General features: G+C 74.6%; 18 protein-coding genes. All 18 read right to left on the reverse strand.

The genetic code is table 11. The features are described from left to right. Window positions 1-147: 147 nt before the first annotated feature. Entirely contained in the window at window positions 148-3186 is a 3039-nt protein-coding gene (locus tag ACIQBJ_RS27185; RefSeq protein ID WP_400715612.1) for an AAA family ATPase, read from the reverse strand. Between the two features lie 110 nt (window positions 3187-3296). Then, on the reverse strand, window positions 3297-3506 hold the full coding sequence (locus tag ACIQBJ_RS27190; protein ID WP_400715614.1) for a hypothetical protein: 210 nt from the start codon (window positions 3504-3506) through the stop codon (window positions 3297-3299). Between the two features lie 214 nt (window positions 3507-3720). Continuing rightward, entirely contained in the window at window positions 3721-5214 is a 1494-nt protein-coding gene (gatB, locus tag ACIQBJ_RS27195) for an Asp-tRNA(Asn)/Glu-tRNA(Gln) amidotransferase subunit GatB (RefSeq protein ID WP_400715825.1), read from the reverse strand. Between the two features lie 5 nt (window positions 5215-5219). Further along, complete coding sequence (locus ACIQBJ_RS27200) at window positions 5220-5852, reverse strand: hypothetical protein (RefSeq protein WP_400715616.1); 633 nt, start codon at window positions 5850-5852, stop codon at window positions 5220-5222. Next, a complete protein-coding gene (locus ACIQBJ_RS27205; protein ID WP_400715618.1) occupies window positions 5849-6967 on the reverse strand; it encodes an AAA family ATPase in 1119 nt (372 codons plus the stop codon). Before ACIQBJ_RS27205 ends, ACIQBJ_RS27200 begins: the two co-directional genes overlap by 4 nt. A gap of 33 nt (window positions 6968-7000) precedes the next feature. Continuing rightward, a complete protein-coding gene (locus tag ACIQBJ_RS27210; protein WP_400715620.1) occupies window positions 7001-7240 on the reverse strand; it encodes a hypothetical protein in 240 nt (79 codons plus the stop codon). Next, the gene (gene gatA, locus ACIQBJ_RS27215) at window positions 7237-8730 is read right to left on the reverse strand and encodes an Asp-tRNA(Asn)/Glu-tRNA(Gln) amidotransferase subunit GatA (protein WP_400715622.1); all 1494 of its coding nucleotides are present in this window, start codon (window positions 8728-8730) and stop codon (window positions 7237-7239) included. The genes ACIQBJ_RS27210 and gatA overlap by 4 nt, the downstream gene beginning before the upstream one ends. A 5-nt stretch (window positions 8731-8735) precedes the next feature. Continuing rightward, on the reverse strand, window positions 8736-9032 hold the full coding sequence (gene gatC / locus ACIQBJ_RS27220) for an Asp-tRNA(Asn)/Glu-tRNA(Gln) amidotransferase subunit GatC (RefSeq protein ID WP_014138188.1): 297 nt from the start codon (window positions 9030-9032) through the stop codon (window positions 8736-8738). A gap of 189 nt (window positions 9033-9221) precedes the next feature. Next, window positions 9222-10811: a putative bifunctional diguanylate cyclase/phosphodiesterase gene (locus ACIQBJ_RS27225; RefSeq protein ID WP_400715625.1), complete on the reverse strand. Its 1590-nt coding sequence runs from the start codon at window positions 10809-10811 to the stop codon at window positions 9222-9224. 301 nt (window positions 10812-11112) lie between these two features. Then, a complete protein-coding gene (gene ligA / locus ACIQBJ_RS27230; protein WP_400715827.1) occupies window positions 11113-13488 on the reverse strand; it encodes an NAD-dependent DNA ligase LigA in 2376 nt (791 codons plus the stop codon). A 20-nt stretch (window positions 13489-13508) separates the two neighbouring features. Further along, window positions 13509-14480, reverse strand: a complete 972-nt coding sequence (locus ACIQBJ_RS27235; RefSeq protein WP_400715829.1) for a methionine synthase — start codon at window positions 14478-14480, stop codon at window positions 13509-13511. A 91-nt stretch (window positions 14481-14571) separates the two neighbouring features. Then, window positions 14572-15597: a HEAT repeat domain-containing protein gene (locus tag ACIQBJ_RS27240; RefSeq protein WP_400715627.1), complete on the reverse strand. Its 1026-nt coding sequence runs from the start codon at window positions 15595-15597 to the stop codon at window positions 14572-14574. A 71-nt stretch (window positions 15598-15668) separates the two neighbouring features. Continuing rightward, a complete protein-coding gene (locus ACIQBJ_RS27245; protein WP_400715629.1) occupies window positions 15669-16358 on the reverse strand; it encodes an SDR family oxidoreductase in 690 nt (229 codons plus the stop codon). An 11-nt stretch (window positions 16359-16369) separates the two neighbouring features. Continuing rightward, a complete protein-coding gene (locus ACIQBJ_RS27250) occupies window positions 16370-16903 on the reverse strand; it encodes a TIGR00730 family Rossman fold protein (RefSeq protein ID WP_400715631.1) in 534 nt (177 codons plus the stop codon). A 175-nt stretch (window positions 16904-17078) separates the two neighbouring features. Then, window positions 17079-18212 (reverse strand): tRNA 2-thiouridine(34) synthase MnmA, encoded by a 1134-nt coding sequence (mnmA, locus tag ACIQBJ_RS27255; RefSeq protein ID WP_400715633.1) that lies wholly within the window; start codon window positions 18210-18212, stop codon window positions 17079-17081. A gap of 392 nt (window positions 18213-18604) precedes the next feature. Further along, window positions 18605-20014: an MFS transporter gene (locus tag ACIQBJ_RS27260; protein ID WP_400715635.1), complete on the reverse strand. Its 1410-nt coding sequence runs from the start codon at window positions 20012-20014 to the stop codon at window positions 18605-18607. Between the two features lie 94 nt (window positions 20015-20108). Continuing rightward, entirely contained in the window at window positions 20109-20600 is a 492-nt protein-coding gene (locus ACIQBJ_RS27265) for a MarR family winged helix-turn-helix transcriptional regulator (RefSeq protein ID WP_400715637.1), read from the reverse strand. 47 nt (window positions 20601-20647) lie between these two features. Further along, window positions 20648-21829 (reverse strand): cysteine desulfurase family protein, encoded by a 1182-nt coding sequence (locus ACIQBJ_RS27270; RefSeq protein ID WP_400715639.1) that lies wholly within the window; start codon window positions 21827-21829, stop codon window positions 20648-20650. Window positions 21830-21899: the final 70 nt, after the last annotated feature.

Genomic DNA, 21899 nt, shown 5'->3' on the forward strand with positions numbered 1-21899 from the left:
CCGGAGGGGAGGATGGAACAGCGCGCCCGAGCGCCGCTCGAACCCGGGTCGGGCCGGGGCCGGGCCGGGCTCGGAGCGGCGTCGGGGTGGCGTCGGGGCGGGCTCGCGGCGGCGTCGCGGCGGGGTCGGCGCGGAGCCGACGGGGCGTCAGACCGCCCCGGCCACCGCCCCGTTCGCCGGTTCCGCCTCGAACAGGCGGAGCCGGTGGGCCAGCGCGGCGGCCTCGCCGCGGCCGCCGACGGAGAGCTTGGCCAGGATGTTCGAGACGTGCACGCTGGCGGTCTTCGGCGAGATGAACAGCTGCTCGGCGATCTGCCGGTTGCTGCGGCCGAGGGTCAGCTGGCGCAGCACGTCCCGCTCCCGCGGGGTGAGGCCGAGGCCGTCGCCGCCGGGGCGGTCCGGGCCGTCCGCGCGGGCCAGGCCGAGCCGCTCGGCGAGCAGTTCGGCCTCCTGACGGGTCGGCAGGTCGCCGCGGTCGCGGGCGAGTCCGGCGGCCTCGCGGAGCATCGCGGCGGCCTGCTCGCGCTCGCCGGCCGCGGCGTGCTCCTCGGCGGCCCGCAGCAGGGCGGCGGCCAGCGGCCCGGGCAGCGCGGCGGCCCGGAGTTCGGCGACGGCGGCGGCCCAGTGCGCGGCGGCGGGGCGTCCGGCGGCGCGGGCGAGGTGGCCGGCGGTCAGCGCGGCGCGGCCGCGGTCGAGGGCGCAGCGCGGGACGAGCCCGTCGGCGGCGGCGGCGATCCGGGCCAGTGCGGCGGCGCCCTCGGGGGTGCGCGGGTGCTGGTCGGCCTCGGCCTCGGCGGCGTCCGCGAGCAGGGCCAGCAGGTGGCGGTCCTGCCCGTCCGCGGCGGTGGTGTCGAGGGCTTCGGCGAGCCGGGCGCGGGCCCGGTCGGGGTGGCCGAGGCGGGTGGCGAGGCGGATGCCGAGGGCGGCGGTGGGCAGCGCGTGCTGGGGCTGCCCGCCGTCGCCGCCGCTGGCGCGGGCGGCCGTCCAGTGGGCCTCGGCGCCGGCGGTGTCGCCGCGCAGCAGGGCGAGTTCGCCGCACAGCCGGTGCATGAACTCGCCGTGGGTGTCGGACTCCGGCCGGTCCTCCCACTCGGCGAGGACGGCGGCGGCCTCGGTGGTGCGGCCGGCCGCGAGCAGCGCCTCGGCGAGGTTGCCGGTGAGGATCGGGCCGGTGTTGAGCAGCAGGCCGCCGCGGCGGGCCGCGTCCAGGCCCTCGCGGGCGGCGGTCACCGCCTCCTCGGCGCGGCCGTGCGCGAGCAGCAGGCTGGAGAGGTTGTTGAGGCCGCGGGTGTACACGTCGTCGTGGCCGAGCGGGCGGGCCCGTTCCACGGCGGCGGCGAGCAGTTCGATGGCGCGGTCGCCGTCGCCGAAGTCGCCGAGCAGCCCGGCGAGGGTGATCTCGGCGTGCACCTCGACGGCGGGCGCGTCGACCTGCCGGGCGATGCAGACGGCCCGTTCGGCGGTGGCGACGACCTGCGGGCCGGGCTGCCGGAGCATGCCGTGCGCGGCGTCCAGGGCGAGCGCCTCGGCCTGCACCACGGACGGGCCGAGGCCCTGCACCAGGCGGTGGGCGTACTGGATCTCCTCGATCGCGCCGCTGCGCTTGAGGTGGCCGAGCATCCGGGCGCGCTGGAGCCGGAACCAGGCGGCCCGGGCCGGGCTGGTGCCCTCGTCGACCAGGGCGAGGGCGCGGCGGGCCAGCGACTGGCCGCGGTCGCGGTCCCCGGCGCGGCGGGCGGCGACCACGGCCTCGGCGAGCACGTCGACCAGTCGGAGCCGGTCGCACCCGTCGCGGCCGTCCTCGGCGCAGCCGCACGGCGGGTAGGTGTCGGCCCAGTCGTAGGGGCGCAGGGTGGTGGCGAGGGTCTCCTCGGAGACGGTGTCCCAGAGTTCGAGGGCCCGTTCCAGCATCTTCAGCTGCTCGGCGAAGGCGTTGCGGCGGCGGGCGGCGCGGGCCGCGTCCAGCGCGGTGGGCAGCGCCCGGGCGGGGTGGTGCGCGTGGTACCAGTAGTCGGCGAGCCGGGCGGGGCGCAGTTCGGCGCCGACCAGCTCCGGGTCCTCCTCCAGGACGGTGGCGTAGCGCCGGTTGATCCGGTGCCGCTCGCCGGGCAGCAGGTCGTCGGAGACCGCCTCGCGGACCAGCGCGTGCCGGAACCGGTAGCCCTCGCCGTCGGTGTCGGGGCGCAGGATGTTGGCGCCGACGGCGGTGCGCAGCGCGCCGATCAGCGCGTCCTCGCCGGGGACGGCGCCGCTCCCGGCGGCGACGGCGGCGAGCAGGCCGTGCTCGACCCGGGAGCCGCCCTCGGCGGCCAGTCTGACGACCCGTTGGGTCTCCTCGGGCAGTGCCTCGACCCGGACCAGCAGGATGTCGCGGAGCGTCTCGCTGAGGCCGGCCAGGCAGCCGTCCTGGTGCGCGGCGGCGAGTTCCTCGACGAAGAACGGGTTGCCCTCGGAGCGGCGGTGGATCCGGTCGACCAGGTCCCGCGGCGGGGTGCCGGTGCCGAGGATGCCGGCCAGCTGGGCCGCCACCTCGGGCCGGTCCAGCCGTTCCAGCTCCAGTCGCTGCACGGTGCGCAGCCGCTCCAGTTCGGCCAGGAACGGGCGCAGCGGGTGCCGGCGGTGCAGGTCGTCGGTGCGGTAGGTGGCGACCACCAGCACCCGGGAGCCGTGCAGGGTGCGGATCAGGTAGGCCATCAGTTCCCGGGTGGAGCGGTCCGACCAGTGCAGGTCCTCGACCACCAGGACCAGCGTCCGGTCCACGGCCAGCCGCTCGAACAGCCGGGCGGTGTGCTCGAACAGCCGGGCCCGGCCGTACTCGTCGTTGGACGCGCCGTCGGCCTCGCCGAACTCCGGCAGCAGGCGGGCGAGATGGCCCTCCATGCCGGCCGCGGCCCGCTCCAGCTCGGGCCCGAGCTGCCGGTGCAGGCGGCGCAGCGCCCCCGACAGCGGGCCGTACGGCAGGCCCTCGGCGCCGACCTCCAGACATGCGCCGAGGGCGGTGACCGCACCGCCCTCGTCCGCCCGCTGCAGGAACTCCTCGATCAGCCGGGTCTTCCCGACGCCCGCCTCGCCGCCGACCAGCACGGCGTGCGGCTCCCCCGCGGCCGCACGCCGCAGGGCGGCATCCAGGGCGCCGGTCTCCCGGCCCCGTCCGACGAACACCGGGCTGACCGTTGACTGCTCCATGCCCGTGAGCATCCCACAGACCTCGAACACGGCCGAACGGTTATCCCGGCGCCCGCCTCCCCCGCCCTCGCCGGGCCGGGACGACCCGGCCGGGCCGGGCCCGCCGGCCATCAGGCACAGCCGGCGGCGGCACCCGCGCGGGCGCCCCCGGCCCGGGTCCCGGCGGTGCGCGCCCCGGCCTCCCGGCGCACCGAGCGGGTCAGCCGGCCGAGCAGCCCGCGCTCCCCGCCGGCGCGCCGCGCCTCCCGGGCCAGCCGGGCGGCGGTGGCCGCCCCGTGCAGCTCGCGCTCGCGGCTCTTGAAGATCTCGTACTCGTACATTTCCGTTTCCCCTCGTTGGCGTCTGCGTCCAGCATCCGCCCCCAGAGGGGTCCGCCACATGGGGCGCCTTCCCCATCTTCCGCACCGTCAGGGGGCCGCCCCGGTGCCGCCGATGGGGAGGAAAGACAGGTGCCCGCCCCCTCCCGGGGACGGGCACCGTACGACTGCGCCTAAGGCCCCTCCTCAGACACTCCGGGAGGGCCTTACCCACTGCCTACTGGGCCAGTTTGGCCAGGATCAGGTCCTTGACCTTCGCCGCGTCGGCCTGCCCGCGGGTGGTCTTCATCACCGCGCCGACCAGGGCGCCGACCGCCTGCACCTTGCCGTCGCGGATCTTCGCCGCCACGTCCGGGTTGTCGGCGATCGCCTGGTCGACGGCCGCGCCGAGCGCCGAGTCGTCGGAGACCACGGCCAGGCCGCGCTTCTCGACCACCTCGTCCGGCTCGCCCTCGCCCGCGAGGACGCCCTCGATGACCTGGCGGGCCAGCTTGTCGTTCAGCTTGCCCTCGGCGACCAGCGCGCACACCCGGGCCACCTGGGCCGGGGTGATCGGCTGCTCGGACAGCTCGGTGCCGGTCTCGTTGGCGCGCCGCGCCAGCTCGCCCATCCACCACTTGCGGGCCTGGTCGGCGGGGGCGCCAGCCGCGATGGTCTCCGAAATGGGCTCCACCGCACCGGCGTTGAGCACCGACTGCATGTCCTGGTCGGACAGCTCCCACTCGGCCTGCAGCCGGGCCCGGCGGACCCGGGGCAGCTCCGGCAGCCCGGCCCGCAGCTCCTCGACCCACTCCCGGGCCGGGGCGACCGGCACCAGGTCGGGCTCCGGGAAGTACCGGTAGTCCTCGGCGTTGTCCTTGATCCGGCCGGCCGTGGTGGAGCCGTCCTCCTCGTGGAAGTGCCGGGTCTCCTGGACGATCGTCCCGCCGTCGCCGAGCACCGTGGCGTGCCGCTGGATCTCGAACCGGGCGGCCCGCTCCACGCTGCGCAGCGAGTTGACGTTCTTGGTCTCGCTGCGGGTGCCGAAGGTCTCGGTGCCGTGGGGGCGCAGCGACAGGTTCACGTCGCAGCGCATCTGGCCCTTGTCCATCCGGGCCTCGGAGACGCCCAGCGCCTTGATCAGCTCGCGCAGCTCGGCGACGTACGCCTTCGCCACCTCGGGGGCCCGGTGGCCCGCGCCCTCGATCGGCTTGGTGACGATCTCGATCAGCGGGATGCCGGCCCGGTTGTAGTCCAGCAGCGAGTACTCCGCGCCGTGGATGCGTCCGGTGGCGCCGCCGACGTGCGTCGACTTGCCGGTGTCCTCCTCCATGTGGGCGCGCTCGATCTCCACCCGGAAGACCTCGCCGTCCTCCAGCTGCACGTCGAGGTACCCGTTGAAGGCGATCGGCTCGTCGTACTGGCTGGTCTGGAAGTTCTTCGGCATGTCCGGGTAGAAGTAGTTCTTCCGCGCGAACCGGCACCACTCGGCGATCTCGCAGTTCAGCGCGAGACCGATCCGGATCGCCGACTCCACCCCGACCGCGTTGACCACCGGCAGCGACCCGGGCAGCCCCAGACAGGTCGGACAGGTCTGCGAGTTGGGCTCGGCACCGAGTTCGGTGGAGCAGCCGCAGAACATCTTGGTCTTGGTACCCAGCTCGACGTGGACCTCAAGGCCCATCACCGGGTCGTACGAGGCCAGTGCGTCGTCATAGGACACCAGGGTCATGGTGCTCACAGGAATCCCTTCGATTTCAATGCGTGTTCGGTGTCCGCGAGCCATCGCTGGTACGACGGCAGCCGTCCGAGAATGTCAAGATCAATGTGCTGTGCCAGTAGTTCCATGCTGTCGTCCAGCGCCCCGCCGTGGCCCTTCCCGGCGATCGCCTGCCAGACCCGCTTCGCGTAGGCGGGGTGGTCGGGGCTGTTGTGCGCCTTCTCCACGTCCGCCGGCTGCTGGTACGGGTAGGCCGTGAGGTCCGCCCCGCCGACCGCGACGGCGATCGCCTGCCGGTCCGCGAGCATCCACGACTCGGTCATCCGGACGGGGACCAGGACCACCGGCTCGGCGGCCCTCGACTCCCTTGCCCACGAACGCACTTCGGCCGCGAGGGCGTCCGCCTTGGCGCGTTCCTTCTCGTCGCTGTGCAGGAAGAGCAGCGTGTGCTCCACAGCCAGTTCCCTGGCCGCCTCGGCCGCGCCCGCAGCGGTGATCCGCACGACCGACACCTCGCACGGCTGCACGTCCACCGGCCCTGTCGCCTTGGCCAGCAGCAGGTCCTCCACCTGGCGGGTGATCAGCGTCCGCAGGAACGGCTCGTCGCTCACGCCTTCCGCCATCAGCCCGAGCGACAGCCAGCGGCTCACATCGCCCCCTGCCCGAGGCTGCGCAGCAGCCTCTCGACCGCCTGGGGAGACTTCGAAGTGCCGGGTTCGTTGTCCGGGGCGAACGGCAGCAGCGGACGGGGAGCCGTGATCCGGGAGATCGTGCCGCGCTCCGGGTCCACGTGGTTGGCCTGCTCCAGGAACACCACGCTCCCGGAGAGGTCACTGCGCAGCGCGGCCAGCAGCGCGGCCGAGTGCGTGGTGACCAGCAGTTGGCCGTCCCCGCGCCCGAGGCGGTGCAGCAGCCGAGCCACCTGGGAGAGGTGCATCCCGTTCTCGATCTCCTCCACGGCGAGCAGCCCCCTCTGCTTCGGGTCCCAGTACGCCGCCAGCAGGGCGAGTGCCCGCAGCGTGCCGTCGGAGAGCGAGGCGGGCGAGACCCACCCGGTGTGCTGGAACTCCACCTCGAAGTCGAACTCGCCCCGGGTGCGCAGCACTTCAGTGCGGATGCCCCGTACTCCGGGCACCAACGCCGCCAGGTCGGCCGTCAGCCGGACGAATCGGTCAGGAGCGGTCTCCTCGATCCGGTGCACCACCGTGGCGAGGTTGCTCCCGCGCGGCTCCAGCGGCCCGTCGGCCTCCGGACGCCCCAACTCCCGCAGTGCGGCGGGTTCGAGGGTGTACGGCTGCCAGGTGTCGCACTCGACGAGTACCTGGGCGAAGACTTTCAGCTCGTCGTCCGAGAACTCGCCCAGCCCCTCGCGGAGCACGGTCAGCGGAATCCGCGCCCCGGGTCGGCCGTCCGGTGCGAACAGCCTGACCCCGCTCCCGTCCCGGTCCAGGACCGCGCCCCCGTCCCGGCGCGCGCGCAGCACCACCTCGACCGGACGCGGAACAGTCATCCCGACCGTGATCGTGAACTCGTCCCGCAACGGCCCTGTCCCGCTCCGGTGGAACAGGTTGCGCGCGGCCAGCCGCCGGTCCGCCGCCAGGGTCTCCTTGAAACCCCGGTGGATCGTCCCGGCGACCAGCCGCAGCGCGTCGAACAGGTTGGACTTGCCGGCCCCGTTGACGCCGAGAAGAACCGTCACCGGATGCACATCGAGCTCGAAGCCGACGAACGACTTGAAGCCGTCGATGCGGATCTGCGTGATCATTTCTTCTTCCCGACCTCTCCGAGACCCGCGCCGCTAGCCGAGCAGGACGTCGTCGTCGCCGAGACGCTTGAGCTCGCGGACGAGGAGCGCGGTGCCGGTGATCAGGGCGGCGGCGCCGACCACGGCGTTGATCAGCTTGAGGGTGTCGTTGTCGGCACGGGCGCCGCGGATGTCCTTGGCGATGGAGAGCGCGCCGAAGGCGCTGGTGCCGATGGACAGCCACAGGCCGGGCTTCGAGTGCTTCCAGCCCTTGGCCTTCTCGATCTTGCTCATAGTGCCGGTGCCTCCTCCAGCAGGGTGTGACCCCACTTGTCGTTGAGCGCGGCCTCGACGGCGCCGCCCACGCGGTACAGGCGGTCGTCCGCCATCGCGGGGGCGATGATCTGCAGGCCGACCGGGAGATTGTCCTCCGGGGCGAGGCCGCAGGGCAGCGACATGGCCGCGTTGCCGGCGAGGTTCGAGGGAATGGTGCACAGGTCGGCGAGGTACATCGCCATCGGGTCGTCGGCACGCTCGCCGATCGGGAAGGCGGTGGTCGGGGTGGTCGGGGAGACCAGCACGTCCACGCCCGCGAAGGCGGCGTCGAAGTCCCGGGAGATCAGGGTGCGGACCTTCTGGGCCGAGCCGTAGTAGGCGTCGTAGTAGCCCGAGGAGAGCGCGTAGGTGCCGAGGATGATGCGGCGCTTGACCTCGTCGCCGAAGCCGGCCTCGCGGGTGAGCGCGGTGACCTGCTCGGCGGAGCGCTTGCCGTCGTCGCCGACCCGCAGGCCGTAGCGCATCGCGTCGAACCGGGCGAGGTTCGACGAGCACTCGGACGGGGCGATCAGGTAGTACGCGGGCAGGGCCAGCGTGAACGACGGGCAGGACACCTCGACGACCTCGGCGCCCAGCTCGCGGAGCAGCTCGACGGCCTCGTTGAAGCGCTGCATCACGCCGGCCTGGTAGCCCTCGCCGGAGAACTCCTTGACCACGCCGATCCGCATGCCGCGCACGTCGCGGAGCTTCGCGGCGGCGACCACGGCCGGGACGGGCGCGTCGATCGAGGTGGAGTCGAGCGGGTCGTGCCCGGCGATCGCCTCGTGCAGCAGCGCCGCGTCCAGCACGGTGCGGGCGCACGGGCCGCCCTGGTCGAGCGAGGAGGAGAAGGCGATCAGGCCGTAGCGGGACACCGAGCCGTAGGTGGGCTTGACGCCGACGGTGCCGGTGACGGCGCCGGGCTGGCGGATCGAGCCGCCGGTGTCGGTGCCGATCGCCAGCGGGGCCTCGAAGGCGGCCAGCGCGGCGGCCGAGCCACCGCCGGAGCCGCCGGGGATGCGGGTCAGGTCCCACGGGTTGCCGGTCGGGCCGTAGGCGGAGTTCTCGGTGGAGGAGCCCATCGCGAACTCGTCCATGTTGGTCTTGCCGAGGATGACCACGCCCGCGTCCTTCAGACGCCGCGTCAGGGTGGCGTCGTAGGGCGGGATCCAGCCCTCCAGCATCTTCGAGCCGCAGGTGGTCGGGATGCCCCGGGTGGTGAAGACGTCCTTCAGCGCGAGCGGGACGCCGGCCAGCGGGCCCAGCTCGGCGCCGGCCGCGCGCTGCGCGTCGACGGCCCGGGCCGCGGCCAGCGCGCCCTCGGTGTCCACGTGCAGGAAGGCGTTGACCTTCTTGTCGACGGCGTCGATCCGGTCCAGGTGGGCCTGGGCGACCTCGACCGCGGAGACCTCTCCGCCGGCGATCGCGGCGGCCGTCTCGGCCGCCGTGTACTTGATCAGTTCGGTCATCTCGGTCAGTCCTCCCCGAGGATCTGCGGCACGCGGAAACGCTGGTCCTCACTCGCCGGGGCGCCGGACAGCGCCTGCTCCGGGGTCAGCGACGGTCGCACCTCGTCCGCGCGCATCACGTTGGTGAGCGGGAGCGGGTGGGAGGTCGGCGGGACGTCCTGCCCCGCGACCTCGGAAACGCGGGCGACCGCGCCGATGATCACGTCGAGCTGCTCGGCGAAGTGGTCCAACTCCTCCGCCTGCAACTCCAGACGCGACAGCCGGGCGAGGTGGGCGACCTCCTCGCGCGTGATGCCAGGCATGCAGCGATCCTCAAGGGTGAGTTCTGGTGGGCCGGGCGCCTGCCACTGGCCGCACCCGTCCCTTTCGGTCAGGGGGCCCATCCTATGGGCAGAAGGGGTGCGGCCCGGGGTGCGGGCGACCGGGCACGCGCGGCGGGGCCCGCCCGAGGACGGGACCACCCCCTCGGACGGGCCTCGCGGCGCACCCGCCTACCGCGGCAGCGACTCCACCGGCGACGCCCCGGTGCGCCGCACCAGCAGCCACGCGGTGGCCTGGTCGGCGGGGAGCGCCGCCGACACCAGCCAGCCCTGGACGGCGTCCACCCCCATGTCGTGCAGGCGCTCCCAGGTCTCGTCGTCCTCGACGCCCTCGGCGACCACGGTCAGGCCGAGCGAGTGGGCCAGCTCGACCGAGCAGCGGACCACCGCCGCGTCATGGTCGTCGGCGACCATCCGGGACACGAAGGACCGGTCGATCTTGAGCTCGCCGACCGGCAGGCTGCGCAGCCGCACCAGCGAGGAGTGCCCGGTGCCGAAGTCGTCCAGCGACATCCGGACGCCGTAGCGGCGCAGTTCGGCCAGGGTGTCGGCGGCGCGCCGGCTGTCGTCGAGCAGCAGCCGCTCGGTGATCTCCAACTGGAGCGCCTCCGGCGGGACCTGGTGCCGGGTCAGGTGGCCGGCGACCCGGGCCGCGAAGCCCGGATTGAGGACGTCGCGGGGCGAGACGTTGACGGCGACCGGCACCATCAGGCCCTGGTGGCGCCAGCGGGCGATCTGCCCGACGGCGCTCTCCAGCACGTAGTCGGTGAGCCGGGGCATCAGCCCGGAGGACTCGGCGAGGCCGATGAACTCGTCGGGCGGCACCCGGCCCTGGCCGGGGCGGTCCCAGCGGACCAGCGCCTCCAGCCCGACCACGCTGCCGTCGAAGGCGACCTTGGGCTGGTAGTGCAGCTGCACCTCGTTCATCTCGATGGCCCGCCGCAGGTCGCCGAGCAGGCCGATCCGGTACGGGGTGTCGAGGTCGCGGGACTCGTCGTAGCGCTCGACGCCGCTGCGGCTGTGCTGGGCGTGGCCCATCGCGACGTCGGCGCGGCGCAGCAGCGACTCGGCGTCCTGGGCGTGCGTCGGGTAGACGCAGACCCCGGCGCTGGCCTCCAGGACCAGCAGCAGGCCGTCGAGCCGGATCGGGGCGGCGAGTTCGGCGATCAGCGCCTTGGCGACCCGTTCCAGCACCTCGGGGCTGCCGACGCCGGGCAGCAGGACGGCGAACTCGTCGCCGCCCATCCGGGCCACCACGGGGCGCTCGCCGCGGCGGACCGGCGGGGGCAGCGCGGAGCCGTCCTCGCCGTCCCGGGCCGGGCCGGCCCCGGAGCGCAGCGCCCGGTGCAGGCGGCGGGCGATGTGCACCAGCAGCCGGTCGCCCGCGGTGTGGCCGAGCGCGTCGTTGAGGGAGCGGAAGCGGTCCAGGTCGAGCAGCACCAGCCCGACGCTGTAGCCGGGTTCCTCCTCGTGCTTGGCGAGGGCCTCCTGGGTGGCGATCAGCAGCGCCTGCCGGTTCGGCAGGTCGGTCAGCGGGTCGGTGAGCTGGTCCCGGGCCCGGTCCCGGGCGATCCGCCAGGCGGCGACGAGCACGGCCAGGGGAACCGCGAACAGCGGGAGCAGTTCGGGTTCGTAGCGGTACACCAGGACGGCCAGCGGGATGAGCGGCGCGGCTCCGGCCAGCAGCACGCCGAGCAGCAGGACCGCACCTGCCACCCCCTGCGGCGGGCGTGTGGGCGCGCCGCCGGTCGTACGATCCATAAGCCCAGTCCTCCGTCGGGCCCGCCCCCGCAGGGCCGCCTCACGGTGAGGCACCCCTCTCCTCAGGGGTGCCGGTGGACGTCAGACGAGGGCGTGTCCCCGGGGCTCCGGCGGCGAAACCGTTGCCACACACTCCTTGCTGACAGTTCGTAGCGCCCAGGGTAAGCCGGGGCGCCCCGCAGGGGCGCACTTTCCGGTCACCTCCGAGCGCGACGCCTTATCCGCGCGCTGCTCAGTGACACAATGCCCGATTTCGCTCTCGAACACCCGGCTGACGCGGCATCAGGACGATAACGACCCGTCAGGAAACCGGCTCCTCCTGCTCTTCCGCGGCCTTTTCCGCCTTTTCCGCCTTTTCCGCCCCGGCCGCGGGCCCGTCCGCAGGCCCGTCCGCAGGCCCGGCCGCGGGCTCGGCCGCGGGCTCGGCCGGGGCGAGCGGCTCCAGGCCGAGGTGGGCCCGGGCGGCGTCGGCCCCCCGGTCGAGCAGCACGGTGAAGCCCGCGTCGTCCAGCACGGGGACGCCGAGTTGCACCGCCTTGTCGTATTTCGATCCGGGATTGTCGCCGACCACCACGAAATGCGTCTTCTTCGAAACCGAGCCGGTGACCTTGGCGCCGCGCGAGGTCAGCGCCTCCTTGGCGCCGTCCCGGGTGTGCCCGGCGAGGGTGCCGGTGACCACCACGGTCAGGCCCTCCAGCGGGCGCTCGCCCGGCTCCTCGCCGCCCTCCTCGACGAAGGCCACCCCGGCGGCCCGCCACTGCTCCAGGACCTCCCGGTGCCAGTCCTCCGCGTACCACTCCTTGATCGAGCGGGCGATGGTCGGGCCGACGCCCTCGACGGCGGCCAGCTCGGCCTCCTCGGCGGCGAAGATCCGGTCCAGGTCGCGGAACTCGCGGGCCAGCTCCTGGGCGGAGACCGGGCCGACGTGCCGGATCGACAGGCCGTTCAGGAAGCGCCACAGCGGGCGGTCCCTGGCCCCGGCCAGGTTCTCCAGCATGGTGGTGGTGTTCTTCTTGGCCGTGCCCGCGTTGTTGGCGAAGAAGAACACCTCCTTCTCCTCGCCGGTCTCGTCGTCCAGCTTGGGCATGCCGGTCTTCTGGTCGCGCACCAGCACCTTGATCGGCAGCAGCTGCTCCTCGGTCAGGCCGAAGATGTCGCCCTCGGTGCGCACCGGCGGCTCGGCCGGCGCCAGCGGCTGGGTGAGCGCGGTGGCGGCGACGTAGCCGAGGCCCTCGACGTCCAGGCACTGGCGGCCGCAGAGGAAGGCGATCCGCTCGCGGATCTGGGCCGGGCAGTACCGGGCGTTCGAGCAGCGCAGGTCGATGTCGCCCTCGGACATCTGGCGCAGCGGGCTGCCGCACTCCGGACACTCGGCGGGCATCACGAACTCCCGCTCGGTGCCGTCCCGCAGGTCGTAGACCGGGCCGAGGATCTCCGGGATCACGTCGCCGGCCTTGCGCAGCACGACGGTGTCGCCGATCAGCACGTCCTTGGCCTTGACGATCTGCTGGTTGTGCAGGGTGGCGTACTGCACCATCGAGCCGGCCACCTTCACCGGCTCGGCCAGCATCGCGTACGGGGTGGCCCGGCCGGTCCGGCCGATGCCGATCTTGATGTCGGCGAGCTTGCCGGTGACCTCCTCCGGCGGGTACTTCCAGGCGATCGCCCAGCGCGGCGACTTGGAGGTGGAGCCGAGCCGGCCCTGCAGGGCGATCTCGTCGACCTTGACCACCACGCCGTCGATCTCGTGCTCGACGGAGTGCCGCTGCTCGCCGAAGTGCGCGACGAACGCCCGGACCTCGTCCAGCGTGCCGACCACCTTGTTGTGCCGGGCGGTGGGCAGGCCCCAGCCGTGCAGCAGCTCGTAGGCGTGCGACTGGCAGTCGATGGCGAAGCCCGTCCGGGCGCCGATGCCGTGCACCACCATCCGCAGCCCGCGGGACTTGGTGATCAGCGGGTCCTTCTGGCGCAGCGAACCGGCCGCGGCGTTGCGCGGGTTCATGTACAGCTTGCCCATCGCCAGCAGCCGCTTGCCGGCCGCGGCGCGCTCCACGTTCTCCAGCCGGCGGCGCTCGTTCTCCTCCGCGATGGCGGCGTTCAGCGCGTCGAAGGCCGCGTTCGAGAGGTAGACCTCGCCGCGGACCTCCACCAGCTCCGGCAGGTCCTCGCCGTGCAGCCGGTGCGGGACGCCCTCGATGGTGCGGACGTTGGCGGTGATGTCGTCGCCGACCGTGCCGGTGCCGCGGGTGGCGGCCAGCACCAGTTCGCCGCGCTCGTACGTCAGGTTGACGGCCAGGCCGTCGACCTTCAGCTCGCACAGGTAGTGGTAGTCGATGCCGGCCAGCTCCTCGGCGACCCGCTCGGCCCAGGCCGCCAGCTCCTCGTCGTCCATCGCGTTGTCGAGGCTGAGCAGCCGCTCGCGGTGCACCACGGGGGCGAACTGCGCGCTCGTCCCGCCGCCGACCTGCTGGCTCGGCGAGTCGGGCGTCCGCAGCACCGGGTGCGCGGCCTCCAGTGCCTCCAACTCCCGCATCAGGGCGTCGAACTCGCCGTCGCTGATCACCGGGGCGTCCTGGTCGTAGTACCGGGCCCGGTGCTCCTGGATCTCGGTCGCCAGCTCGGCGTGCCGCGTCCGCACCTCCGCCGGAATCTCCTCCCAGCCCTCCACAGCCGCCACCGCGCCGTCCTCCTCGCTCGTCACTCCGGGTTGTCCACCAGGCTCCGGGCGGCCCGCACCGCCGCGGCCAGCGCCCGCCGCGCGTACGCCGGGGAGGCCCCCGCCAATCCGCACGTCGGTGTCACCACCACGCGGCGGCCCAGCAGTTCGGGGGCCAGCCCCAGCCTGCGCCACAGCGTCCTGACACCCTGGACACTACCGGCCGGGTCGGACACCGTTTTTGATTCGGCGGGTGTCGCGTCGGTGGACGGCACCACTCCGGCGAGCAGCAGGGTGCCGCCCTCGACCGCCTCGCCCAGGTCGTCGTCGTGACGCTCCGTCAGCAGCGAGAAGTCCAGCGAGATCCCGGCCGCACCGGCCCGGCGCAGCAGCGGGATCGGCACCCCGGGCGCGCAACTGTGCACCAGGACGGGCGCGTCGAGGCCGCCGATCACCTCGCGCAGCGTCTGCTCGGCGACCTGGCGGTCGATCGCGCGCAGCCGCTGGAAGCCGCTGGCGGTCTTCACCGACCCGGCCAGCACGGCGGGCAGCAGCGGCTCGTCCAGCTGCAGCACCACCGTCGCGCCGGGCACCCGGCGGCGGACGTCGGCGAGGTGGCGGCGCAGGCCCTCGGTGAGCGAGCCCGCGACGTCCCGGCAGGCCCCGGGGTCGCTGAGCGCCTTCTCGCCGTGCTTCAGCTCGATCGACCCGGCCAGCGTCCACGGCCCGACGGCCTGCACCTTGAGCAGGCCCGCGTAGCCCTGGGTGTACTCCTCCAGCGCGTCCAGGTCCTCGCCGAGCCAGGAGACGGCCCGCCGGGTGTCCCGGCCGGGCCGGTCGGTGAACCGCCAGCCGCTGGGCTCGGTCTGCACGAACAGCTCGGTCAGCAGTCCGGCGCCGCGGCCGATCATGTCCGCCCCGGGCCCGCGCCCCGGCAGTTCGGGCAGGTGCGGCAGCTGCTCCAGCTCGGCCGCCACCCCCCGGGCCATCTCCCGTACGTCCGCGCCGGGCATCGACCCCACTCCGGTCGCGGCTCCGGCCAGTTCGGCGAACACGTCCACGTCAGTCACACGGAGAGGGTACGCACTCCGGTGGCCCCGGCCCTCATCCGGCGAGGTCGGCCAGCAGCAGCCCGGCCGCCCGGGCCGGGTCGCCGTCGGCGCGCTCCAGCAGGTCGGCGGCGGCGTACCCGTCCCGGTCCGCCCCCGGCACGGTCACCCGCAGGGCGTGCACGGAGTCGTGGCGCGGTGCGTGCAGCGCGGCGCCGAGGCCGGGGCGCAGCCGTTCCAGCTCCCGCACGAGCGCCCAGGCGTCGTCCTCGGTCCGGGCCCGCCGGGCGGGGTCGCAGGCGGCGACGGCCTCCTCCGTCCCGGCCCCGTCGCCGTGCGCCCGCAGGGCGGGGAGCAGCGCGGGGTCGCCGAGGATCTCGGCGGCCTCCAGCAGGTGGGTGCCGGGCCCGTCGTCGGCCAGCAGCCGGGCGACCAGCTCCACCGTGCCGGGGGCGTGCCGCCGGGCCAGGCAGCGCGCGGCCTCCTGCCGGACTTCGGCGTCCGCGTCCTCGGCGCACCGCCACAGCGCCGCCCGGACGGCGGGCGTGTCGTGGTCGCGCAGGCAGCCCAGCGAGAAGACCGCCCAGTTGCGGACCTCGGCGTCCTCGTCGGCGGTGAGCCGGAGCAGGGCGCGCACGTCCTCCCCGTCGGGGCCGCCGTCCTCGACGGAGCCGAGCGCGCAGGCGACGTGGAAGCGCAGCTCGGCGTCCGGGTGCCCGGCCAGCCGGAGCAGCACGGGCAGGGCCCGCGGGTCCGCCGTCCGCCCCAGGCCGGCCGCCAGCGAGCGCAGCACCCCGACCGCGGTCTCCGTCGCGGCGAGCGCGGTCAGCGCCTCGGCCACCGGGCCGCGCGCGGGGGCGTACCGGTCGGCCGCGCCGGAGAGCAGGTCGCAGCCGACCTGGCGCGCCAGCGGGTCGGCGGCGGCCAGCAGGGCCGTGCCGGTCCGCAGCGCGGCCGCCCCGCCGTCCGCCACGAGCGCCTCGTCGAGGAGCCCCCAGTAGGCGTGGCCGTCCTGGTCGTCCTCGCTGTCCCGGGCCTGCCGGGCCGCGGCCGTCAGGCGCTCCGCCGTGTTGTCGTCCATGGGCGGCATTCTGGCCCGGCGGGGCTGCCGCCCGGTACGGGTTTTCGCCCGGCCGCGGCTACCGGCCGCCGCTACCGGCCGGGGCGGACGGTGATCTCGGTGATCTCGGCGTCCAGCGGCAGGTCCAGCGCGGCGAGGATCGCGGTGGCCACCGACTCCGGGGCGATCCAGCGCTCCGGGTCGTACTCCTTGCCCTCCTGCCGGTGCACCTTCTCCTGCATCGGGGTGGCCGTCCGCCCGGGGTACACGGTGGTGACCCGGACGCCGTGGCCGTGCTCCTCCTGCCGGAGCGCGTCGGCCAGCGCCCGGACCGCGAACTTGCTGGCCGCGTACGAGCCCCAGGTCGGGTCGGCGCGCAGCCCCGCCCCGGAGTTGACGAACACCACGTGGCCGCGGGCCAGCCGCAGCGAGGGCAGCAGCAGGCGGGTGACCTCGGCGGGCGCGACGGTGTTGACGTTGAGCTGGTGCTGCCAGGCCTTGACCGGGGTGTCGCCGATCTCACCGAGCTCCACCACCCCGGCGATGTGCAGCAGCGAGTCCAGTTCGACCGGCAGCGCCTGGTGCCCGAACGCCCAGGACAGCTTGGCCGGGTCGTCCAGGTCGCCGACCAGCGTCCGCGCGTCGGGGTGGCGCTCGCGCAGCTGGGCGGCCCGGCGCGCGTCGCGGGCCAGCAGCCACAGCTCCTCGCCGCGTTCGGCGAGCCGGTCGGCGACGACCGCGCCGATGCCGGAGCCGGCTCCGGTGATCAGGTGGGCACCCATCGCTGTCTCCTTCAGTTCCGGTGGGCGTTCAGGTGGGCCAGGACCTCGGCGGGGGTCCGCGCGAAGACCACCAGCTCGGCGAGCGGGCGCGGCAGGAAGCCCTCCGCGTCCATCCGCTCCAGCTGGAGCCGCAGGCCCGCGTAGAAGCCCTCGGTGTCCAGCAGCACCACCGGCTTGTCGTGCATGCCGTGCTTCTTCAGCTCCAGCACCTCGGTGACCTCGTCCAGCGTCCCCAGCCCGCCGGCCAGCACCACCAGCGCGTCCCCGTGCGCCAGCAGCTCGGCCTTCCGCGCCGCCAGGTCGGGCGTGGTCACCATCACGTCCGCGCCCTTGTAGACCTTGTGCTGCAGGAACTCCACCGAGATCCCGACCAGCCGCCCCCCGGCCGCCTTCACCCCGTCCGCCAGCTGCCCCATCAGCCCGGCGCGCGACCCGCCCCACACCAGCGTGTGCCCGCCCTCCCCCAACAGCCGGGCGAACTCCGCCGCCGGAACGGTGTACTTCTTGTCGAGCCGATGCGCGGAACAGAAGACGGTGATGTTCATAGTGCCCCCAGTCCTACCACCCCCCGCCGCGCCCCGGTCAACCCGATAACCGTTCGCCCACCGCCCGCCCCGCCCGCCCCGGCTGCCCCGCCTGCCGCACGTGACGACGGAGGAGCACGACTTCGAGTGACCCCGCCGGGCCGACCTGGCCGACCTGGCCGACCTGGCCGAAGTGCTAGACGGCGACGGCCCGTTCGGTGCCCGCGATGGTCGCGGAGCCGACCACCCGGGTGCCGTCGTACAGCACGACGGCCTGGCCGGGGGCGATGCCGCGGGCGGGGGTGTCGAGGCGGACGTGCAGTCGGTCGTCGGCCAGGGTGGCGGTGACGGGGACCTCTTCGCCGTGGGCCCGGAGCTGGGCGGTGTAGCGGCCCTCGCCGGTGGCGGGGGCGCCGCACCAGCGGGGGCGGATGGCGGTGAGGGCGTGCACGTCGAGGCCCTCGACCGGGCCGACGGTGACGGTGTTGTTCACCGGGGAGATGTCGAGGACGTAGCGGGGCTTGCCGTCGGCGGCGGGGCGGCCGAGCCGCAGGCCCTTGCGCTGGCCGATGGTGAAGCCGTACGCGCCGTCGTGCTCGCCGAGCTTGGTGCCGTCGGTGTCGAGGATGTCGCCGGTGGCGGTGCCGAGGCGCTCGGCCAGGAAGCCCTGGGTGTCGCCGTCGGTGATGAAGCAGATGTCGTGGCTGTCGGGCTTCTTGGCGACGGCCAGGCCGCGCTGTTCGGCCTCCGCGCGGATCACGTCCTTGGTGGTGTCGCCGAGCGGGAACAGCGAGTGCGCGAGCTGTTCGGCGTCGAGGACCCCGAGCACGTAGGACTGGTCCTTGGCGGCGTCGACGGCGCGGTGCAGTTCGCGGGTGCCGTCGGGCCGGTCGGCGATCCGGGCGTAGTGGCCGGTGCAGACGGCGTCGAAGCCGAGCGCGATCGCCTTGTCGAGCAGCGCGGCGAACTTGATCTTCTCGTTGCAGCGCAGGCACGGGTTGGGGGTGCGCCCGGCGGCGTACTCGGCGACGAAGTCGTCGATGACGTCCTCGCGGAAGCGCTCGGCCAGGTCCCAGACGTAGAACGGGATGCCGATCACGTCGGCGGCGCGGCGGGCGTCCCGGGAGTCCTCCAGGGTGCAGCAGCCGCGGGCGCCGGTGCGGAAGGACTGCGGGTTGCTCGCGAGGGCCAGGTGGACGCCGGTGACCTCGTGGCCGGCCTCCACCGCGCGGGCGGCGGCGACGGCGGAGTCGACGCCGCCGGACATCGCGGCGAGCACGCGCAGGCGGCCGGTGGACGGGGTGGTCGGGGCGCCGGGGAAGTCAGTCATAAGGCTTCCAGCGTAACGGGGCCCGGCCCGGCCCCCGCAGCCGATCCGCCCCGCCGCTCCCCGCCTCCTCCACCGCCCGGCCGCTCCCCCGCTCCACCGCTCCCCGCCACCCGAGCCGATCCGCCCCGCCCCGCCACCCCTGCCCTCCCTCCGCCCCTGCCCTGCCACCCCCGACCCCCAGCTCCTCCGCCGGTCCGCCCTGCTGCACCCCTTGGCCGATCTCCCACCCCCGTCCTCACCACTCCGTCCCCACCGCCCGAGCCGATCCGCCTCGGCGACCCTGCCCTCCCTCTGCCACCGCCCTGCCACCCCTCTCGGCCGATCCGCCCCATCCCCCCATCAGCCCCTCCACCGATCTCCCACCCCCTTCCCCGCTGCCCCCGCCCGGCCGCTCAGCCGTGCGCCAGGACGGGCGGCGCGGCCCCGGCGGCGGCGGGCGCGGCCCCGGCGGGGCGCTGCCGGGGCAGGGCGAGGGCCAGCAGCAGGGCGGTGAGCAGCAGTGCCGCTCCGGTGCCGAAGGCCAGCCGGTAGCCCGCGACCCCGTCCCCGGGGCCGCCGGCCAGCGCGGTGAGGACGGCGACGCCGAGCGCCGCGCCGACCTGCTGGGTGGTGTTGAGCAGGCCGGAGAGCAGCCCGGCGTCCTCGGGGCGGGCGTCGGCCATGCCGAGGGCGGTGAGCGCGGTCGCGGCGAGGCCGAAGCCGGCGGCGCTCAGCAGGGTGGGCAGTACGTCGCGGGCGTAGTCGAGGTGTCCGGCGGGGAGCCGGACCAGCAGGGCGATGCCGACGGTGAGCAGGGCCAGGCCGAGCAGCAGGGTGCGGCGTTCGCCGAGCCGGGCGATGGTGCGGGCGGCGAGCAGCAGGGAGACGACGGCGATGGTGAGGGCGGCGGGCAGCATGGCCAGGCCGGTGGCGAGCGCGCTGTAGTGCTGGACGTTCTGCAGGTACAGGGCGAGCAGGATCTGGAACCCGAACAGCGCGGCCAGCATGAGCAGTTGGATCACGTTGACCAGCGCGGTGGTGCGCGAGGCGAGCACCCGCAGCGGCAGCAGCGGGGTGGCGGCGCGGGCCTGCCGGAGCAGGAACGCGGCCAGCAGTGCGATCGAGGCCGCGGCCAGGACCGCCGTCCGGCTGCCCGCGCCGCCCTCGACGATGGCGTAGACGCCGAGCATCAGGCCGCCGGTGACCAGCACCGCGCCGGGGGCGTCGGCGCCGGCCCCCGGTCCGGGGCCGCGGTCGTCCGCGAGCAGGCGGCGGCCGGCCGACACGGCGGCGGCGCCGATCGGGAGGTTGATGAAGAAGATCCAGTGCCAGCCGAGGCCCTGGGTGAGGACGCCGCCGAGGACCTGGCCGAGCGAGGCGCCGGCCGCGCCGGTGAAGCCGACCACGCCGAAGGCTTTGGCCCGCCCGGCGGGGTCGGGGAACAGCGCGACCACCATGCCGAGGCCGACGGCGGAGGTCATCGCTCCGCCGACGCCCTGCAGGAAGCGGGCGGCGATCAGCATCGCGGGGGTGGTGGCGAGTCCGCAGAGCACGGAGGCGGCGGTGAACACGGCGATGCCGGCGAGGTAGATCCGGCGGCGGCCGAGCAGGTCGCCGAGGCGGCCGGCCAGCAGCAGCAGTCCGCCGAAGGCGATCACGTAGGCGTCCACCACCCAGGCCGGTCCGGCCGGGCCGAAGTGCAGGTCCTGCTGGATGGCGGGCAGCGCGACGGTGGTGATGGAGCCGTCCAGGATCACCATCAGCATGCCTGCGCAGACCACGGCCAGGGCCGACCAACGGGCGCGTGACGAGTGTTCGGACATGGGTGTCTCCCTCCCGGGGGGTGCGCGGATGCGCGATCCCGACGAGAGAGACCGTAGCAGATGGTTTTTTAATAGACGATCTAAAACGGGAGCATCAGCCTTGTCGCGAACGCCGCGGCCTCCGCACCACGCCGCCCTCCCCCACCATCGGGACCTCCGCCGCCTGCTGCAGCCGGTCCAGCGCGTCCACGAACACCTGCCGCTCCCCCGCCGACAGTTCGCCCAGCGCCTCCCCGTGCACCCGGTCGACGATCGCCTCGCCACGCCGCACCAGCGCGGCGCCGGCCGGGGTGACATGGATGACCTTCACCCGCCGGTCGGTCGCGGACGGGTGGCGCTCGGCCAGACCGTCCCGCTCCAGTTCGTCGGCGGTCACCACCATGGTGGTCTTGTCCAGCCCGGCGATGGCGGCCAGCTGGGACTGGGTCCGCTCGGCCTCCAGGGCGTGCAGCAGCACGCAGTGCCTGCGCGGGGAACTGTCGATCTCGGCCAGCGCCAGCGACAGACGGGTGTTCATCGCGTGCGCGGCCTGGACCAGCATCCCGGTGAGGTCGCGGACGGTGCGCTCGGGGAGGGGTGCGTTCATGCCCCCAGAATACGTCCGACAGCAGAACGTCCCGCAAGAGACGGAAGTCAGCGCGCGGCGCGCACCAGCCCGGCCCGCCGGGCCCGCTCGACCGCGCCGGGCAGCGCGGCGGCCAGCGCCGCCACGTCGTCGGCGGTGGAGGTGTGCCCGAGCGAGAAGCGCAGCGAGGCGCGGGCCCGCTCGGGGTCGACGCCCATCGCCAGCAGCACGTGGCTGGGCTGCGGGACGCCCGCCGAGCAGGCCGAGCCGGTGGAGCACTCCACCCCGGCCGCGTCCAGCAGCATCAGCAGCGCGTCGCCCTCGCAGCCGGGGAAGGAGAAGTGCGCGTTGGCGGGCAGCCGCCCGTCCGCGCCGGGGTCGCCGTTCAGCACCGCGTCGGGCGCGGCGGCCCGCACCGCGGCGAGCAGTTCGTCGCGCAGCACGCCGACCGCGGCGGCGTGGCCGGGCTGCCGCCGCACGGCGAGCCCGGCGGCCACCGCGAACCCGGCCGCGCCGGGCACGTCCAGCGTCCCGGAGCGGACGTCGCGCTCCTGGCCGCCGCCGTGCAGCAGCGGGACGGGCGCGGCGGAGCGGGCCAGCAGCAGCGCGCCGACGCCGTAGGGGCCGCCGACCTTGTGGCCGGTGACGGTGAGCGCGGTCAGCCCGGAGTCGGCGAAGGAGACCGGGACCTGGCCCAGCGCCTGCACCGCGTCGGAGTGCATCGGGATGCCGAACTCGGCGGCCACGGCGGCGAGTTCGCGGATCGGCTGGACGGTGCCGACCTCGTTGTTCGCCCACATCACGGTGACCAGCGCGACGTTCTCCGGGGCCCGCTCGATCGCCTCCCGGAGCACCTCGGGGTGCACCCGGCCGAGGCCGTCGACCGGCAGGTACTCGACCTCGGCGCCCTCGTGCTCGGCCAGCCAGTGCACCGCGTCCAGCACCGCGTGGTGCTCGACGGGGCTGCTCAGCACCCGCCGCCGGACCGGGTCGGCGTCCCGCCGGGACCAGTACAGGCCCTTCACGGCGAGGTTGTCGGACTCGGTGCCGCCGCCGGTGAGCACGATCTCGCTGGGCCGCGCGCCGAGCGACTCGCCGAGCGACTCGCGGGCCTCCTCGACCGTCCGGCGGGCCCGCCGCCCGGCGGCGTGCAGCGAGGAGGCGTTGCCGACCGTGCCGAACTGCGCCGTCATCGCGACGATCGCCTCGGGCAGCATCGGGGTGGTGGCGGCGTGGTCGAGGTAAGCCATAGCGGGACCAGTGTAGGCGGCCGAAGAGTCACGATTTGGCCATTGCACCCTCTGCAACGCGCCGTTAGCC

Origin of the sequence: Kitasatospora sp. NPDC088391, assembly GCF_044753345.1 — a bacterium.
In the GTDB taxonomy this organism is placed as follows: Bacteria; Actinomycetota; Actinomycetes; order Streptomycetales; family Streptomycetaceae; genus Kitasatospora.

Coding starts and splice junctions, on each gene's coding strand:
- ACIQBJ_RS27250 (WP_400715631.1), bottom strand. CDS start 16,903: ATGAACATCACCGTCTTCTGTTCCGCGCATCGGCTCGACAAGAAGTAC.
- gatA (WP_400715622.1), bottom strand. CDS start 8,730: ATGACCGAACTGATCAAGTACACGGCGGCCGAGACGGCCGCCGCGATC.
- ACIQBJ_RS27210 (WP_400715620.1), bottom strand. CDS start 7,240: ATGAGCAAGATCGAGAAGGCCAAGGGCTGGAAGCACTCGAAGCCCGGC.
- ACIQBJ_RS27240 (WP_400715627.1), bottom strand. CDS start 15,597: ATGGACGACAACACGGCGGAGCGCCTGACGGCCGCGGCCCGGCAGGCC.
- ACIQBJ_RS27260 (WP_400715635.1), bottom strand. CDS start 20,014: ATGTCCGAACACTCGTCACGCGCCCGTTGGTCGGCCCTGGCCGTGGTC.
- ACIQBJ_RS27265 (WP_400715637.1), bottom strand. CDS start 20,600: ATGAACGCACCCCTCCCCGAGCGCACCGTCCGCGACCTCACCGGGATG.
- ACIQBJ_RS27190 (WP_400715614.1), bottom strand. CDS start 3,506: ATGTACGAGTACGAGATCTTCAAGAGCCGCGAGCGCGAGCTGCACGGG.
- ACIQBJ_RS27245 (WP_400715629.1), bottom strand. CDS start 16,358: ATGGGTGCCCACCTGATCACCGGAGCCGGCTCCGGCATCGGCGCGGTC.
- ACIQBJ_RS27205 (WP_400715618.1), bottom strand. CDS start 6,967: ATGATCACGCAGATCCGCATCGACGGCTTCAAGTCGTTCGTCGGCTTC.
- ACIQBJ_RS27225 (WP_400715625.1), bottom strand. CDS start 10,811: ATGGATCGTACGACCGGCGGCGCGCCCACACGCCCGCCGCAGGGGGTG.
- ACIQBJ_RS27235 (WP_400715829.1), bottom strand. CDS start 14,480: ATGCCCGGCGCGGACGTACGGGAGATGGCCCGGGGGGTGGCGGCCGAG.
- ACIQBJ_RS27185 (WP_400715612.1), bottom strand. CDS start 3,186: ATGGAGCAGTCAACGGTCAGCCCGGTGTTCGTCGGACGGGGCCGGGAG.
- mnmA (WP_400715633.1), bottom strand. CDS start 18,212: ATGACTGACTTCCCCGGCGCCCCGACCACCCCGTCCACCGGCCGCCTG.
- gatB (WP_400715825.1), bottom strand. CDS start 5,214: ATGACCCTGGTGTCCTATGACGACGCACTGGCCTCGTACGACCCGGTG.
- gatC (WP_014138188.1), bottom strand. CDS start 9,032: ATGCCTGGCATCACGCGCGAGGAGGTCGCCCACCTCGCCCGGCTGTCG.
- ACIQBJ_RS27270 (WP_400715639.1), bottom strand. CDS start 21,829: ATGGCTTACCTCGACCACGCCGCCACCACCCCGATGCTGCCCGAGGCG.